Genomic DNA, 14,887 nt, shown 5'->3' on the forward strand with positions numbered 1-14,887 from the left:
TGGGCCCCGCCGGCGGTGGGGTCGGCTGTGCCGGTGGTAACCAGGGGTCCCTGGCCCGCGCCGGGCGGTGCGCACCGCCCGGCGCTCGCCCGTTGTGTCAGCGTCGACGCGGCCAAGTTCGCGGGCGCGTACTGGGGGCGGGCGCCGCTGCTGTCCCGCGCCGACGAGCTCGACGGCCCCGACGGCTTCCGCGACCTGCTGTCCCCGTCGGACGCCGACGAGCTGCTCAGCCGGCGCGGCCTGCGCGTCCCGTTCCTGCGGGTCGCCAAGGACGGCGCCCTCGTCCCACCGGGCCGCTACACCGGCGGCGGGGGAGCGGGCGCCGAGATCGACGACCAGATCATCGACGAGAAGATCATGGGTTTGTACGCGGACGGCGCGACCCTGGTCTTCCAGGGGCTCCACCGCACGTGGCCGCCGCTGGTCGCCTTCGCGGGAGAGCTCGGCACGGCGCTGGGCCAGCCGTTGCAGATCAACGCCTACCTGACGCCGGCCGGCAACCAGGGCTTCTCGACCCACTACGACACCCACGACGTCTTCGTGCTCCAGGTCGACGGCCGCAAACGCTGGCGCGTCCACCCGCCCGTATTCCCCGATCCGCTGGAGCGCCAGGCGTGGGGCGGCCGCGCCGAAGAGGTCTCCGCGACGGCGGCCGGCGAGCCGGCGCTGGACGTGGTGCTCTCGCCGGGAGACGCGCTCTACCTGCCCCGAGGCTGGCTCCACAGCGCCGCCGCCCAGGACGACTCGTCGCTGCACCTGACGATCGGCATCCGGGCATTGACGCGGTACGCCCTGGTCGAGGCCCTGCTGGCGGAGGCGGCCGAGGACCCGCGCCTGCGCGCGACGCTTCCGTACGCCCTGGACGTCAGCGACGCCGACCAGCTCGAACCGGAGCTGACCGAGACGGTCGAGGCGCTGCGGTCGTGGCTGGAGACGGCGTCGCCGGCGGCGGTCGCTTCGCGGTTGCGCCGGCGGTCGTGGCCGGCCGCGCGCCCGGCCCCGCTGCGGCCGCTGGCCCAGGCGGCCGCCCTGTCCTCCCTGACCGCTGACTCGCTCGTGATGCCGCGGCCCGGCCTGCGCTGGCGGCTGGAGCCGGACGGCACCGAGAAGATCAGCCTGCGCCTGACCGACCGCGTGGTGACCTTCCCGGCGGGCTGCTTCGCGGCGCTGACCGCGTTCCTGAACCGCGACGTGACCCGGGTGGGCGACCTACCGGGCCTCGACGACGACGAGTCGCGCGTGGTCCTGGCCCGCCGCCTGCTGCGCGAAGCGGTCGCGGTGCCGGGCTAACGCGCCCAGAACTCGGTGATCACCTCGGCGGTGTGGGCGTCGAACAGGGGCGCGAGCTCAGCCTGGCCGCCACCTCCGAGCTGGTGAACGACCTGCAACGGCTGGGCTACCTCGAACGCCAGCCGGACCCGCAGGACGGCCGGGCCAAGCTGATCGTCCCGACGGCGCGGGGCCGGGCCGCGCTGTCCGACGCCGGCGACCGCGTCGCCGAGATCGAGCAGCACTGGGGCGAGGTGATCGGCCAGGCCCGGTTCGCGGACGCCTGTCGCACCTTGCAGGACCTGTTGGACGAACTCGAGCGTCGTTAACCGCGACGTGATACGGATTGGTGCCGTGACCGACTCCGCACTCGTGCTCGGCGCCGGCGGCATCACCGGCATCGCCTGGCAGCTCGGCCTCCTCATCGGACTCCGCGAGGCCGGCGTCGACCTCACCGACGCCGACCTGATCGTCGGCACCTCCGCCGGCGCGGTCACCGGCGCCCTGGTGGCGTCGGGCATCGACCCGGTCGACGGCGCGAAGCTCGAGGCCCCGCTGGCAGACGACGACCCACCGATCCGGCCGGACTGGGCACGCGGCGCCGAGGTCTTCTCGCTGCTCGGCGACGAGAGCCGCGACCCGGCCGAGGTGCGTGCCCGGGTGGGTGAGCTGGCCCTTTCCGCGCGGGTGGGCGCGGAGGCGCCGTACGTGGAGTCGCTGCGCCGCCGGTTGCCGCCCGGCGGCTGGCCGACCCGCCGCCTGCTGGTCACCGCGGTCTCCGCCGAGACGGGCGTTCCCGTCGCCTGGGACGCCGACTCCGGGATCCCCCTGGCGCTGGCCGTGGCGGCGAGCTGCGCGGTGCCGTGCGTGTTCCCGGCGGTGACCATCGACGGCATCCGCTACATGGATGGCGGAGTCCGCTCGGGCACCAACGCCGACCTGGCCGCCGAGGCCGCCCGGGTGGTCGTGCTGGCACCCCTGGCCCCAATCCGCCCGCGCGGCGCCCCGGCCGCGGAGCTCGACGCGTTGCGGCAACGGTCCGCGGTGGCGCTGGTCGCACCGGACGAGGCGGTGCTGGAGGCGCTCGGCCCCAACGTGCTCGACGCGGCTCGCTGGGAACCGGCGGTCGAGGCGGCCACAGTCCAGGGCCGGCGGATCGCCGATCAGGTGGCCGCCGTCTGGCGAGGCTAGTTGCGCGGCCCGACGATCCTGGTCCTCATGGACGGACTGTCGTGGTGGCTGGACGAGCTCGACCTTGGCTGGGTCGGCCCGGCCTCCGAGGTTCCGGCGCTACCGGCAGGACTGCCGGACACAGCCACGATCGGCGGCGCGACGGCGCTCCGCAGCAGGTGATCACCTCTTCGATGTAGAGGTCGGCCGGACCGGCCGGACGCCCGATGGCCAACGCTCGATGAACTGGTTCGCCCGCCGGCGGCTCGTGAGGACCACCAGGCGCACGTGAGGACCGTGCGCCGCGAGCAACTCCCGCACCCGTGGGCGCATCCGCCGCCGGAAGCCGACGACGTACCGGACGAAAGCCACGTTGACGAGGCCAGGTTCATGGCGTCGGCGGCGCTGGGCGATGCCCCACAGGCAAGTGGCCGCCGGGAGGTCGAGGAAGACGACCGTGTCGGCGGCCGCCAGCCGGATCGGCAGCGTGCTCGCGTAATTCCCTTCGATGACCCAGCGCGGCGCGGCAACGAGGGTCCGTTGCCGCGCCGCGAATTCCTCCGGTGAGGCCGGTGCCCATCGCTCGTCGTAGTACACCGCGTCCAGGTGGGTCAGCGGCGCGTCGAGGATCCGGGCCAGCTTGCGGGCCAGCGTGGTCTTCCCGCTGCCGCCGCAACCGATCACGAGCACCCGCTCCACGGCGTCAGCCGAGGGGGCGGCGGGGCCAGGTCGTGGCGTCGTGCGGTTCGCCTGTCGGCCTCAGCCCGTTGGCGATCGCATCCGCCTGAGCGTCGCCGCCCGGCAGATAGGTGACCCATGCCTGCAGCCCTGGACTCAGGGTTCGTCTGGCCGTCTCGTTGTTGGACGCGATGCGCCCGCTCGGCTCCGTCGCCTCGACGCTCGTCGGCTGGACCGAGGGATGCATCGTGGGGAGGCCGCTGCTGGCGGCCGCCTCGGGGTCCGCGGGGCCTGGTTCCGCCTCGACCGTGCCGGCCGGGATGGTGCGGTAGTCGACCTCGACCAGCCCGTCGGTATCCAGCACCATGCCGCCGTAACGTAGCTCGCCGCCAGGATCCATCACCGCGACGGTACCGAGGCACGTGAGCTGGCGGGTGTCGCGCGGCACGAACGTCAGCCGGTGGGGTGCGGAGCACGCCGTCGTCGTGTCGAGCCCGCACCGCGTTCGCGAAGTCCACGAGGTCGGCAACGGTCACGGCCGCGGACTGCTCCGCATCGGCCAGACCTTGCGTAACCTCGTCCCGGATGCGACAAGTCCTACCCGGGCTAGCACGTACTCCTCGAACATCACGATGAACAGACGCCGCCCCGGCCGTCTCGCTGACAAGCTCGAGAAATCGATCCGGCGTACGATCGGCGACGCGATGGACTACGACGAGATCTACCGACACGGCGCGGCGCCGTGGGAGATCGGCGGCCCGCAGCCGGCCCTCGCGGCGGTCGTCGACCGCGGTGTCACCGGCCCCCGGGTGCTCGACCTCGGCTGCGGCACCGGCGAGCTCGCGCTCGCGCTGGCCCGCCGCGGCTACGAGGTGACCGGCGTCGACATTTCCCAGGTCGCGATCGACCTGGCCCGCGTCAAAGCAGCGCGGGAGGGACTGACCGCCCGATTCGAGGTCCAGGACGCCACCCGACTTTCGGCGGCGCCGGCCAACACGATCGTCGACTCGGGCCTGCTGCACAACCTGCACCGCGAGGACGAGGCCCAGACGGCCGCCTACCTGGCACTGCTCCCGACGGTCGCGGCCCCGGGCTCGACCCTCTACGTGCTGGGCATCTCCGCGGCCGCCGGCCACGGCTGGAACATGACGGAGGAGTTCCTGCGAAGGAGCTTCCCGGAGCCGACCTGGACCGACACGACGGTCGACGACATCGAGGTGTTCGCGAAGGTCGAGGGCGAAGACCTGAGAATGCCAGGCTTCCTGCTGAGGACGGTTCGCGCCGACGCGTGACCGCTCGCCGCGGACCGGATATCTCGGCCTCACCTCGGCGCGGGTGGGTGACGGTCGCACAGTCTGTGCGACTACGCGGTGCTGTCGGTGCGAGTCTCCCTGTCAAGGATCTGAAGCCGGTGACGTGGCGGGAGGCGGCGTGACGGATCTCGGGACGAAGCTCGAGCTGATCGGAGAGCGGGGCCTGCAGGCACTCTACGGGTCCGAGGAGCGGGCGCGGCGGTTCTACGACACGCAGCTGCTCGACCACCTCAACCAGACGATGCGAGAGTTCATCGGCCGGCAGGAGATGATGTTCGTCGGCACCGCGGACGACGGTGGCAACTGTGACGCGACGTTTCGCGCCGGGCCGCCCGGGTTCGTGGCCGTGCTCGACGAGCGTCGGGTCGCCTGGCCGGAATATCGCGGCAACGGCGTCATGGCCAGCCTCGGCAACATCTCCACCAACCAGCACGCCGGGCTGCTCTTCGTGGACTTCCACGACTCGATCGGCCTGCACGTCAACGGTCGAGCGACCATTGTGGAGCGCTTGGAGCATCCCCGGCTACCGGTCGACTCCGCGCCCGGGCGGCGGCCCGAGCGGTGGGTGCTGGTCGACGTCGACGAGGCGTACATCCATTGCCGTAAGCACATTCCGCGCCTCGTCAAGGTGCCGCACGACCGGAGCTGGGGCACCGACAACCCGCGCTCAAAAGGGGGCGACTACTTCGGCGTCGCCGGCGGACCCGCGCCGGCCGCGCCGCCCGTCGCACGACGCCGGTGGTGGCATCGGCTGACGGGCGGCGCATGACCGGGTCAGCGGGTCAGCGGTAGTCCCGCCGCTCCGTGTAGACGCCGACGATCGCCGCCAGGTGCGGGTCGGACGTGATGGTGAGGAAGCGCCCGGGGCGCAGCTCGACGCTGGACGGGTTGGCCTGGTCGGCCGTGGCCGGTCCATGGATCGCCGCGTCGTAGATCAGGATGTCCTTGTCGGCGTCGATGGAGCGCTCGGGATGCCGCAGCAGCCGCCCGACGGTCGGACGGCCCGGCCCGAAGGTCCCGGACAGGTCGCCGTACGTGAACAGCACGTCGCCGTTGCGCAGCACCAGCTGGTGGTGGGACGACGCGGGCAGCCCCGTCGACACCGGCGTCGTCCAGGTGTGGCCCTGGTCGTACGACCGTGACACGTACGCGATGTTGATCGACGTGCGGATGACCGAGAGCAGTGAGCCGTCCTTGAGCAGGCTGAGGTTCGGCTCCTGGAAGTCGAAGGTCGCGGCGCGGCCGATGACCGACTCGTTCTCCTTCGGCCAGGTGCGGCCGCCGTCGGTGGACCGGACCACCGTCGCCGGACCGGTGCCGCCCTCGGGCAGCCGGCCGTAGAGCGGCACCAGCAGGTCGCCGTTGCGCAGCTCGAGAATCGGCCCGTGGGTGGCCGCGTGGCCGGCGTAGTACGCACCGACCACCACGTCGGACGGTCCCTCCAGGGCAGTGCCGACCTCCAACGGCGTGCTCCAGCTGGCGCCCTGGTCGGTCGACCGCGTGACGAACGTGCCGACCAGCGTCACCGGCTTGCCGGGGTAGCCCGTCCAGTCCGTGCGGAAGAAGTTCATCAGCACGGTGCCGTCGCTCGTCTGCATGAGCTTGGGGTCGCGGTCGTCGATCGGCGTGTCGATCGCGACGCGGGGCGTGCTCCAGGTGTGGCCCTGGTCGCGGCTCTGCACGACCATGATGCGGCCGTCCTGGTCGATGTGCGCGACCGACTCGCGGTAGGCGACCAGGAGGCGGCCGTCCTTGAGCTTGATCATGTCGCCGAAGAACGCACGCTTGCCGCTCTCGGCCGGCGCGACGATGACGGGGTCGGTCGGGGTGCCGGCCGGTCTTTCCGCCGCGGAGGCGGCGGTCGAGGTCGCGGCCAGGGCGGCGGTCGAGGCGAGCAGCGTGGCGCAGACGCCACGGAGGAGACGACGCACGAGAACACTCCCATCAGGTACGGGGTCCGGCGGGTCGGCCCGAAAGCTATCTGGAACGCCATTTCATGTCAATCGATGCGCCCGTTGACATGGAATGTTGTTCCAGATGGACTGTCGGCCTCGGCGACCGCGCTTTTCGGCGCGACCGTTAACATCCGGGCACCCCGACCGCGTTCTGTCGGTTGTGAGAGGTGCAGGTATGTCGGGCTCGCCACCGGACGGGTTCACCGAGTTCGTGGCCGCGCGGTCGGACGCGCTGCTGCGCTCGGCCTGGCTGCTCACGGGCGACGCGGGCCGGGCCGAGGACCTGCTCCAGACGGTGCTCGCCACCGCGTGGGGCAGGTGGCCGCGGATCGTCGCCGGTGGGCATCCGGAGGCGTACGTCCGCCGGGTGCTGTTCACGACGTACGTCTCCTGGTGGCGCCGCCGCTGGCGCGGTGAGGTGCCGTCCGCCGACGTGCCGGAGCCGGCGTCGCGGGTCGACCTCGCGGGTGAGCACGCCGACCGCGACGTCGTGCGCCGCGCGCTGGCCGGGCTCAGCCGGCAGCAGCGGGCCGTCGTCGTGCTCCGGTACGTCGAGGACCTCTCCGTGGAGCGCACCGCCGAGGTGCTCGGCTGTTCGTCCGCGACCGTGCGGGTGCAGGCGTCGCGGGCGCTGCGGGCGCTGCGTGCCGACCCGGCACTGAACCCCCAACCGTCCAGCGAGGAGGTCGGTCGATGAACGTCCGCGACATGCTGCTCGACGCGGTTCCGCCGCTACCGTCACCTCCCGACCGGATCGCGGCCGTCGGGCGGCGCTACCGACGTCGCCGCCGGCGGGCCGCGGTCGCCGGCACGCTCGCCCTCGCGATCCTCGCCGGGGTCGCGGCCGGCCTGCCTCAGCTGACCAGGCGCGAGAGCCTGGAGCCCGTGCGCCCGGTCGGCCCGGCCACCTGTCCCCAGACCACCGGGGACCGCGCGGGCCGGGACTGGGTCAGCGCCGGTGACGGCCGGGTCCTACCCGGCAACCCGGTGGAAGTCGTCGCCTGCGACCTTGACGTCGACGTCCGGTCTCCGGCGGCGGACCCGCTCTATCCACCGGCGAGCCCGCCGCGCGCCCTCTCAGGTGGCGCGGACGTGGTGGCGGCCCTCAACCGCGTCTCGCCCGTCATCGCGTGCTACGACATCTATGGCCTGCGGCAGCCGGTGTTCCTCCTCCGCTATGCCGACCGGCCACCCGTGTTCGTGAACCTCAATCCCGACTGTCGGAGGGATGCCTCGTGGGACGAGCCGTTGCGGGTCTTCCTCACGGACTTCCGCGAGCAGCGGCTGCGGACAACGACGGCGGCCGACGTGCCAACGCCGACCTGCGATCCGACCGTCGATGTTCCCTCCCTCTGGCTGGACCGGACTCCGCCGTGGGCGGGGCCGTTGACCCTTGGCGTGCTGGCCGGCGAGCCGCCGCTGCCCTTCGAGCCCGCCGCCGCGACCTTCTGCCGCTACGCGTTCGAGCGGCCCCTCGCATCGCTGCGCACGGCCGAGCATGCGACGGACGCCGGCCAGCGGTTCCGGACGGCGGTCAACGAGGCACCGTCGAATGGCGCAGGCTGCCCGAAGCGGACCGACCACCTCGTGCTCGACGTGGTCAAGGTCGCCGACCTGGCCGGCGTCGCACCGGCCGAGTTCCGCTACCTGCGCACGCGGTCCTGCGTGGACGGCGTCCAGGCGTCCCCGGCGGTGCTCGCCGCAGTCGACGAGGTGTTGGGTCCGATCAGTTGATCAGTCTCGCCAGGCCGGGCCGGCGGCGGCCTCGGCGGTGTAGTCGGCGAACGACTTCGGGTCGCGGCCAGTGACCTCGCGGACGACGTCGGTGGCCTCCGCGTCGCCGGCCGCTCGCAAGCCCGCGAACGCAGCCAACGCCCCGCGGGTCTCGTCGTCAGACGCGCCGAGTGCGCGCTGCTGCGCCAGGTAGTCGTCCTCCTCGCCGCCGAACCGGACCGGCCGGCCGCTCGCGTGGCTGACCATCGACAACGCCTCGGCGAACGACAACGGTTGCGGGCCGGTGACCTCGTAGGTGCGGCCCTCGTGCCCGTCCTCGGTGAGCGCGACGGCCGCCACCGAGGCGATGTCGTCCGCGTCGACGAAGGCCTGCCTAGTGTCGCCGATCGGCAGGGCGAGGGAGCCGGCGAGCACGGCCGGCCGGAAGAACCCCTCGTCGAAGTTCTGGTTGAACCAGTCGGCGCGGAGGATGGTCCAGCCGGCCCCGGAGTCGCGCACGGTCCGCTCGGCGGACAGCAGCCGCTCGTCGCCCATCTCCTCGATGCCCCGGCTCGACAGCAGCACGATGCGCCGCACGCCCCGCTCCACCGCGAGCCGCACGAACGCCTCGTCGATCGGGGTCTCGTGGGGCGCCATCAGGTACATCCGGTCGACACCCGCCAGTGCCGGCTCCCAGGTCTCGCGATCCGACCAGTCGAACCGCACGTCACCCGAGCGCGACGCGGCCCGCACCTCGACTCCCCGCGCGCGCAGCAGCCGGACCAGCCGCCGACCGGTCGTACCCGTGCCTCCTAGCACCAGGGTCATCTCGCCAGTCAACCAGCCGTCGCGCCCTCCCGCAGGCCGAGCGGGCAGCCGGGCGACCGACATCCGGATATCGTCGGTCGTCGTGGAGACCGCGATCACGGTGTCGGCGTTCCTGGTCACGATGGTCGTGTCCGTGCTGCTGTTCGCCGCGGTCATCCGGCGGCTGCTCGGCGTCCGGGTCGGACCCGTGCGTACCCTCCTGTCCGCCCTGCTCGCGCTCTTCGTCGCCGCACCCGTCCTCCAGGCGCTCGCGCCGCCCGATCCCGAGAGCCTGGGCGCCGGCGAGCTCCTTCTCCTGGGGCTCGTCGCCGTCGTCGTGTCGGCGTTGCTCGCCATGGCCGCGCTGGTGATCCTGGAGGTCCTGCTGCCGACCGGGTCGATGCCCGGGCCGGTCGAGCTCTGGCGCGGCACCCGCAGGAGGATCAACCGCACCCGGCGGTACGCGACCATCGTGCGCATCGCCCTGCGCCACGGGCTCGGCCGGTTCCTGCGTGGACGCCCGGCGCGCGGCCCGTCGTCGGCCGCCGCCCGCCGCCGGCTCGGCCGTTCGTTGCGGGCGGCGCTCGACGAGGGCGGCATCACCTTCGTCAAGCTCGGTCAGCTGTTGGCGACCCGGCGCGACCTGCTGCCGGTGGAGATCGTCGACGAGCTGACCGCGTTGCAGGACCGGGCGGCCCCGGTGGCCTGGCCGGAGGTGGCCGCCGTCCTCGAGGCGGACCTCGGGCGACCCGTCGAGGAGGTGTTCGCCGACTTCGACCACGAGCCGCTGGCCGCCGCGTCGGTCGCGCAGGTGCACGCGGCGCTGCTGCCCGACGGCACCGACGTGGTGGTCAAGGTGCGCCGCCCGGGTGTGGCCGCGATCGTCGAGCGCGACGTGGACATCCTGCTGCGGCTGGCCGGGACGCTGGAGGAACGGACCTCGTGGGGACGCCCGCTGGGGCTGCGGGCACTCGCGACCGGGTTCGCGGCCGCGCTGCACGAGGAGCTCGACTTCACCATCGAGCGCGACAACCTCCAGGCCATGGCGGCGGCCCTCGCCGACTCGCCGGACCGGGGCGTGCTCGTGCCGACGCCGCACGCGGAGCTCAGCTCCGAGCGGGTGCTCGTGATGGGCCGGTTGCCCGGCACGTCGCTGAGCGCGGCGGCCGAGGTGCTCGACGGGCTGGGGGAGGAGCGCCGGTCGGAGATCGCCGCCGGCCTGGTCGACACCATGCTCGACCAGGTGCTCGTGCACGGCATCTTCCACGTGGACCTGCACCCCGGCAACGTCCTGGTGACCGGCGACGGCCGTCTCGGGCTGCTCGACCTCGGGTCCGTGGGCCGGCTCGACGCGGCGACCCGGGAGGCGATCGGCCAGCTGCTGGCGGCGCTCGGCCGGCGGGACTCGGTCGCCGTCAGCGACGCGTTGTTGCAGGTCGTCGACCGGCCCGCCGAGGTCGACGAGCGCGAGCTCCAGCGGGCGATCGGGGCGTTGATCGTCCGGTACGCGGCCCCCGGCAGCAGCGCCGGCGCGGCGGCCGTGGCGGCGTTGTTGCGGACCTTCGCCGCGTACGGGCTGGGCGTGCCGCCGGCCGTCGCCGCCGTGTTCCGCGCCTTCGCGACCCTCGAGGGAACGCTCGGCCTGGTCCGGCCCGGGTTCGACCTGGTGACGCACGCCCGCGCGGCCGGCACGCGACGCTTCGCCGAGGTCCTCGGCCCGCAGCGGCTGCGCGGCTCGCTGGAGGACGAGCTCGCGGCTCTCCTGCCGGTGCTGCGGCGCCTGCCGCGCCGGATCGACCGACTCGGCGACGCCCTGGAGCACGGGCGGCTGCGGCTCAACGTGCGCCTCTTCGCCGACGACCAGGACCGCCGGCTGGTCACCGACCTGCTGCACCGCGTGCTGTTGACCGTCATCGGCTCGGCGGCGGGCATCATCGCGGTGCTCCTGCTGCGCACAGGAGGCGGCCCGCGGCTCAGCGCCGCCGTGGCCCTGTTCCCGCTGCTCGGCTATTTCCTGCTGGTGGTGAGCATGGTGCTGATCCTGCGCGTCCTGGTCGTGGTCTTCCGCCGCGACCAGTGACCGCCCTCAGGCGGGATCGACCGTCTTCACCATGACGCAGTTCTTCAGCCCTTTGGGCCGGTCGTAGGTGAAGCCGAGCCGCTCGTAGAGCCGACGGGTGCCGTTGTAGAGGAAGGACGACGACATCTTCTTGGTCTGGTCGGTCAGGTCGTGGGGATAGCTCTCGACCCGCCCGCCGCCGGCCCGCGCGATGAGGTCGAGCGCACCGGTGATCGCCAGCTCCGTCACACCCCGGCGCCGGTGGCGCTTGTCGACGAAGACACAGGTGATGCGGTAGTCGGGATCCGCGGTCTTCGTGGCGTCGTACTGCTTGCGGTGGTGGATCGTGGGCAGTTCGACCGGCGTGCCGTACTCGGCCCACGCGATGGCCTCGTCGCCGTGCATCACGAGGGCGGCGTGCGCCTTGCCCTGCTCGACGTATGCCCGCTTCAGCGCTCGGTTCGCCTCCGCGCCCTGACCGCGCTCGGGTCCGTCGGGGTGGAACCAGATGCACCAGCAGCCCCCGAAGATCCCGTTGTGTCGCTGCACCAGGGCATCGAAGGCAGGCCACGTCTCGGGGCTGAGCGGCCTGATGGTGTACGACTCGGCAGCCATGCCGCTCACGGTAGTGCGACTCCGCCGGCCGAGGTGACCCGCTAGCCGCGCAGCCAACGAGGACCGTGCGCGGTGGCCCCGAGCGCGGCAACCCGGCCGCGCAGCTCACGGTCCGCGGTGACCACCACGACCGCCCGATCCGAGCCACGCGAGCGGACCACCTCCACAATGGCGTCGTCGCCGGACCCGGAGGCGGAGACCACCTCGACCCCGGGCACCGAGCCGACCCCGCCCGCCTTGCCCTCGACCACCAGCACCAGCTCGGCCGTCGACAGGTCCCCGATCGGATGGCCGGCGGCGACCGAGGCGGCGAGCTCGTCCCGCAACCGCGTCGCCGCGGCGGCCCGGTCCCGCCACCAACCGTCAGGACGCGACCCGATCACGTTGGCCACGTCCACGACCACGAGGGCAGCGACCACTAGGGCTCGTCGATGCTGGGTGCGCTCAGGCCGAAGGCGTCCAGGGCGTCCTGGCGTTCCGCGCGGACCTCTTCCTCGCGCGCCAGCAGGGTCGCGAACTCGGCGATGTCGGCCGCGTCCGGCACCTCCGGCGCCCGGCGCAGGAACGCCTCGAGCTCGCGGGACGCCTCGGTGTGCGCGGCGGCGGCGCGGCGCGCGTTCTCACGATCGTCGGTCATGAACCGCAACCTACCCCGCCCGCCGAGAAGAAGGCGGCGAGCGGGGCAGGAAGGCCTGGCGAAATTACGGGTTCGAGTAGCCCAGCGAGTAGCTGCCCGAGCCGCTGTACGCGTGCACCCGGTAGCGGTAGTAGCCGGCGGTCCCGTTGTAGGACACCGTCTCGTCCGGGTTGGCGGACGTGCCCTGCGCCACGGTGACCCAGGTCGAGCCGCTGTACTTCTGCAGGTACAGGTCGAAGTCCGTGCCGGTCGGGCCGTCGAGGCACGCGCGGTGGGTGCCGGACAGCGACGAGTAGTAGTAGCTGCCGTTCGGCTGGTAGACGCTGCCGCCGGAGGACAGCGAGCCGCTCACGGTGAACTCGTACCCGCTGCACCCGGTCGGCGGGTTCGGGTCACCGCCGCCGCCGGAGGTGCGCAGCGTCAGGCCGTACGCCGAGAGGATCTCGTTGACCGGCTGGTAGTAGGTCGTGCCGCCGCTGGAGCAGTTGCCGGAGCCACCGGAGGTGACGCCCTGGCCCTGCTGGCCGCTCATCCAGCCGCCGCCGGAGTCGCCCGGCTCGGCGCAGACGTTGGTCCTGGTCAGGCCGCTGACCGAACCCTGTGAGTAGTTGACGGTCTGGTTCTTGGCGGAGATCGTGCCGCAGTGCCAGCCGGTGGTGGAGCCCGAGCGGCAGATGGACGCGCCGACGGCCGCCTCGGTCGAGCCCGCCACGGTCACGTTGCCGCCGCTGTAGTTGTTGACCCACGGCTGCGGGGTCCAGTTGCTGTTGACCGACACCCACGCGTAGTCGTTGCCGGGGAACGAGGAACCCTGGAACGTGCCCTGGGACACCTGGTTGTAGCCGGTCGTCGCCTGGCCCCGGGTGCCGCAGTGGCCGGCGGTCACGAAGCCGCCGTTGACCGACAGGCCGACCGAGCAACGCCCGCCGCCCATGTAGTAGGCGTCGCCGCCGCGCACGTCGTACAGCAGGCGCGGTGTCTCGGACGAAGCGACGACCGACACAGCGGAAGCGTCCGCGCCGCTGGCGGCGACGAACCGGGAAGCGGCACCAACCCCGCCCTTCGCGAGCACGACGACCCGGTTGGTCGTGACATCGACATACCAGCCGGGTACGCGCGACGCGGGCGCCTTGGCCGCGGCGGCGTCGAGCCGGGCCTTGACCGCGTCGAGCTCCGCCGAGCTGCGACCGACCACCTTGGCCGTCGCGCCGGCGGCGGTCACCTCGGCGACCCGGGCCGCCGAGGTCACGTTGACGACGAACGAGCCGTCCCGGGTCAGGTACGCGCCGCCGAACGCCCCGCCCAGCGTCTTGCGCAGGCGCAGCTCGGTGCGGCTGGCGGCGTCGTCCTTGGCGATCCGGACCTTCGCCTGATCGGCGGTCAGACCGAGGTCACGCTGCATCGCGGCGAGCATCGCAGGGGAAGCGGCCTCGGCGGGGGCGGGAGCGGGTGCCGGCGCCGGTGCCGCCGCGGCCGGTGCGGCCACGGCCACGGTGATGCCGGCGGGCAGCAGGGTCGCCGCTGCCAGGCCGGCCAGGAATCTGTTCACGGTGCACTCCTTCGGGGGTGAAAGGAAAAGCACCGTCAACGTAGCCAGGGAAAATCGAAGGTGGTATATACCACCTGGCTCATACCGCCGGCTCGAACTCCGTGCCGGCCTGCGCGCCGAAGCCCGGATGGCGGCGCAGCCACGCCTTGTAGTCCGGGTTGCGGTCGAGGATGTCGGCGTACGCGCCGGCCGCGTGCTTGACCATCAGGTCCGCGAACCCGGCCGCCTGCGCCTCGGCGTGCCAGCCGAGCAGCAGCCGCCAACGCAGCGGCGCACCCTTGATCGGCCGCGTGATCAGGCCGGGCACGGGCCGGAACGTGGCCTGGCAGAGCGCGATCGCCTCGCCGGCCTCGACCAGGTCGATGCTGCCCTTCAGGTCGGTCTCGTAGACCTTGCGCGGCGTGAACCCGGACCGCGCGCAGGCGGCCGCGAAGCAGTCGGCGAAGCAGCCGTCGCCGGGCGCGGCCACCCAGCGCTCCTCGCTCAGGTCGGCCAGGTCGATCTCGTCGTGCCCGGCCAGCGCGTGGCTCTCCGGCAGCAGCAGCCAGACCGGGTCGACCGCCACCACCCACCAGGCCAGCCCGAGCTCCGCGCTCGGTACGGCGTCGCCGCAGACCCCGCACAGCGAGTAGTCCAGTCGCCCCGACAGGACCATCCGGGCCAGCTCGTCGACCGACCAGCTCGCGTGCGTGCTGATCTGCGCGGTGGGCTGGTCGGCCGTGAGCCGATGCACGAGCCGCCCGAGGATGGGGCTGTTGACGCCGCCCAGCCGGTAGCGGCTCAGCGCGTCACCCCCGGCCAGCCGCGCGGCCTCGTCCTGGAGCCCCTTCATCGCCGGCAGCAGCACCCGGGCGCGGTCGAGCACCAGCTCACCGAGCGCGGTCGGCCGGGCGCCACGCCGGTCGCGATCGAACAGCGGGCCGCCGAGGGCGCGCTCGATCCGCTGGAGCTGGGCGGTGAGCGCCGGCTGGGCGAGCCCGAGCATGGAGGCGGCCTTGGTCACGCTGCCGGTCTCCGCGATGGCGGTGACCACCCTCAGGTGCCGCAGCTCCAGGTTCATAGCGTGACGGTAGGACTCCGGGGCGATTCATCGGAAGACCTTGATGTTTCCTTTCAGAAAAA

18 protein-coding genes are annotated in these 14,887 nt (G+C 72.8%); 9 read left to right on the forward strand and 9 right to left on the reverse strand.

Annotated features, from left to right (window positions below; genetic code table 11):
• The first annotated feature begins 27 nt into the window (after positions 1-27).
• The 4 genes from AB0J88_RS05950 to AB0J88_RS05965 are packed head-to-tail and all read left to right on the forward strand — an operon-like array spanning position 28 to position 2,622.
• Positions 28-1,290 carry a cupin domain-containing protein gene (locus tag AB0J88_RS05950; protein WP_364737856.1) on the forward strand — a complete coding sequence of 421 codons (1,263 nt, stop codon included), beginning with the start codon at positions 28-30 and terminating at the stop codon, positions 1,288-1,290.
• A gap of 32 nt (positions 1,291-1,322) precedes the next feature.
• Complete coding sequence (locus AB0J88_RS05955; RefSeq protein ID WP_364356696.1) at positions 1,323-1,598, forward strand: MarR family transcriptional regulator; 276 nt, start codon at positions 1,323-1,325, stop codon at positions 1,596-1,598.
• A 25-nt stretch (positions 1,599-1,623) separates the two neighbouring features.
• On the forward strand, positions 1,624-2,460 hold the full coding sequence (locus AB0J88_RS05960) for a patatin-like phospholipase family protein (RefSeq protein ID WP_364356693.1): 837 nt from the start codon (positions 1,624-1,626) through the stop codon (positions 2,458-2,460).
• Positions 2,461-2,487: 27 nt separating this feature from the next.
• Positions 2,488-2,622, forward strand: a complete 135-nt coding sequence (locus AB0J88_RS05965; RefSeq protein WP_364356690.1) for a hypothetical protein — start codon at positions 2,488-2,490, stop codon at positions 2,620-2,622.
• Here AB0J88_RS05965 and AB0J88_RS05970 read toward each other — a convergent pair whose 3' ends face one another.
• Positions 2,623-3,138, reverse strand: a complete 516-nt coding sequence (locus AB0J88_RS05970; RefSeq protein WP_364356687.1) for a topology modulation protein — start codon at positions 3,136-3,138, stop codon at positions 2,623-2,625.
• 4 nt (positions 3,139-3,142) lie between these two features.
• Positions 3,143-3,517, reverse strand: coding sequence for a hypothetical protein (locus AB0J88_RS05975; protein WP_364356684.1), 375 nt, complete (start codon positions 3,515-3,517; stop codon positions 3,143-3,145).
• A 232-nt stretch (positions 3,518-3,749) separates the two neighbouring features.
• Here AB0J88_RS05975 and AB0J88_RS05980 point away from each other — a divergent pair, with 232 nt between their 5' ends.
• A complete protein-coding gene (locus AB0J88_RS05980) occupies positions 3,750-4,409 on the forward strand; it encodes a class I SAM-dependent methyltransferase (protein ID WP_364356681.1) in 660 nt (219 codons plus the stop codon).
• Between the two features lie 139 nt (positions 4,410-4,548).
• Positions 4,549-5,199, forward strand: coding sequence for a pyridoxamine 5'-phosphate oxidase family protein (locus AB0J88_RS05985; protein ID WP_364356678.1), 651 nt, complete (start codon positions 4,549-4,551; stop codon positions 5,197-5,199).
• Between the two features lie 13 nt (positions 5,200-5,212).
• Here AB0J88_RS05985 and AB0J88_RS05990 read toward each other — a convergent pair whose 3' ends face one another.
• Entirely contained in the window at positions 5,213-6,361 is a 1,149-nt protein-coding gene (locus AB0J88_RS05990) for a sialidase family protein (protein WP_364356676.1), read from the reverse strand.
• Between the two features lie 199 nt (positions 6,362-6,560).
• Between AB0J88_RS05990 and AB0J88_RS05995 the strand changes: the two genes are divergently transcribed.
• Positions 6,561-7,082 carry a SigE family RNA polymerase sigma factor gene (locus tag AB0J88_RS05995; RefSeq protein WP_364356674.1) on the forward strand — a complete coding sequence of 174 codons (522 nt, stop codon included), beginning with the start codon at positions 6,561-6,563 and terminating at the stop codon, positions 7,080-7,082.
• On the forward strand, positions 7,079-8,119 hold the full coding sequence (locus AB0J88_RS06000; protein WP_364356672.1) for a hypothetical protein: 1,041 nt from the start codon (positions 7,079-7,081) through the stop codon (positions 8,117-8,119). The genes AB0J88_RS05995 and AB0J88_RS06000 overlap by 4 nt, the downstream gene beginning before the upstream one ends.
• Here the strand turns inward: AB0J88_RS06000 and AB0J88_RS06005 are convergent, their stop codons facing one another.
• On the reverse strand, positions 8,120-8,926 hold the full coding sequence (locus AB0J88_RS06005) for an NAD(P)H-binding protein (RefSeq protein ID WP_364356669.1): 807 nt from the start codon (positions 8,924-8,926) through the stop codon (positions 8,120-8,122). It abuts the gene before it with no gap.
• 82 nt (positions 8,927-9,008) lie between these two features.
• Here AB0J88_RS06005 and AB0J88_RS06010 point away from each other — a divergent pair, with 82 nt between their 5' ends.
• A complete protein-coding gene (locus AB0J88_RS06010; protein WP_364356666.1) occupies positions 9,009-10,985 on the forward strand; it encodes an AarF/ABC1/UbiB kinase family protein in 1,977 nt (658 codons plus the stop codon).
• Between the two features lie 6 nt (positions 10,986-10,991).
• Here AB0J88_RS06010 and AB0J88_RS06015 read toward each other — a convergent pair whose 3' ends face one another.
• From AB0J88_RS06015 to AB0J88_RS06035, 5 genes are all read right to left on the reverse strand, one after another.
• Positions 10,992-11,579, reverse strand: a complete 588-nt coding sequence (locus AB0J88_RS06015; RefSeq protein WP_364356663.1) for a GNAT family N-acetyltransferase — start codon at positions 11,577-11,579, stop codon at positions 10,992-10,994.
• A 41-nt stretch (positions 11,580-11,620) separates the two neighbouring features.
• Positions 11,621-11,998 carry a hypothetical protein gene (locus AB0J88_RS06020; RefSeq protein WP_364356660.1) on the reverse strand — a complete coding sequence of 126 codons (378 nt, stop codon included), beginning with the start codon at positions 11,996-11,998 and terminating at the stop codon, positions 11,621-11,623.
• Positions 11,998-12,216 (reverse strand): hypothetical protein, encoded by a 219-nt coding sequence (locus AB0J88_RS06025; RefSeq protein ID WP_364356657.1) that lies wholly within the window; start codon positions 12,214-12,216, stop codon positions 11,998-12,000. Before AB0J88_RS06025 ends, AB0J88_RS06020 begins: the two co-directional genes overlap by 1 nt.
• Before the next feature lie 64 nt (positions 12,217-12,280).
• The gene (locus tag AB0J88_RS06030) at positions 12,281-13,765 is read right to left on the reverse strand and encodes a S1 family peptidase (protein ID WP_364356654.1); all 1,485 of its coding nucleotides are present in this window, start codon (positions 13,763-13,765) and stop codon (positions 12,281-12,283) included.
• Positions 13,766-13,844: 79 nt separating this feature from the next.
• Entirely contained in the window at positions 13,845-14,825 is a 981-nt protein-coding gene (locus tag AB0J88_RS06035; protein ID WP_364356651.1) for a LysR family transcriptional regulator, read from the reverse strand.
• Positions 14,826-14,887: the final 62 nt, after the last annotated feature.

The sequence above is a fragment of the Asanoa sp. NPDC049475 genome (assembly GCF_040676915.1).
Classification (GTDB): domain Bacteria; phylum Actinomycetota; class Actinomycetes; order Mycobacteriales; family Micromonosporaceae; genus Asanoa.

Excerpts from the sequence above, each read along its gene's own strand:
- AB0J88_RS05965 (WP_364356690.1), top strand. The coding sequence starts at position 2,488 with ATGGACGGACTGTCGTGGTGGCTGGACGAGCTCGACCTTGGCTGGGTC.
- AB0J88_RS06000 (WP_364356672.1), top strand. The coding sequence starts at position 7,079 with ATGAACGTCCGCGACATGCTGCTCGACGCGGTTCCGCCGCTACCGTCA.
- AB0J88_RS06035 (WP_364356651.1), bottom strand. The coding sequence starts at position 14,825 with ATGAACCTGGAGCTGCGGCACCTGAGGGTGGTCACCGCCATCGCGGAG.
- AB0J88_RS06025 (WP_364356657.1), bottom strand. The coding sequence starts at position 12,216 with ATGACCGACGATCGTGAGAACGCGCGCCGCGCCGCCGCCGCGCACACC.
- AB0J88_RS05975 (WP_364356684.1), bottom strand. The coding sequence starts at position 3,517 with ATGGATCCTGGCGGCGAGCTACGTTACGGCGGCATGGTGCTGGATACC.
- AB0J88_RS05980 (WP_364356681.1), top strand. The coding sequence starts at position 3,750 with ATGAACAGACGCCGCCCCGGCCGTCTCGCTGACAAGCTCGAGAAATCG.
- AB0J88_RS05995 (WP_364356674.1), top strand. The coding sequence starts at position 6,561 with ATGTCGGGCTCGCCACCGGACGGGTTCACCGAGTTCGTGGCCGCGCGG.
- AB0J88_RS06015 (WP_364356663.1), bottom strand. The coding sequence starts at position 11,579 with ATGGCTGCCGAGTCGTACACCATCAGGCCGCTCAGCCCCGAGACGTGG.
- AB0J88_RS06005 (WP_364356669.1), bottom strand. The coding sequence starts at position 8,926 with ATGACCCTGGTGCTAGGAGGCACGGGTACGACCGGTCGGCGGCTGGTC.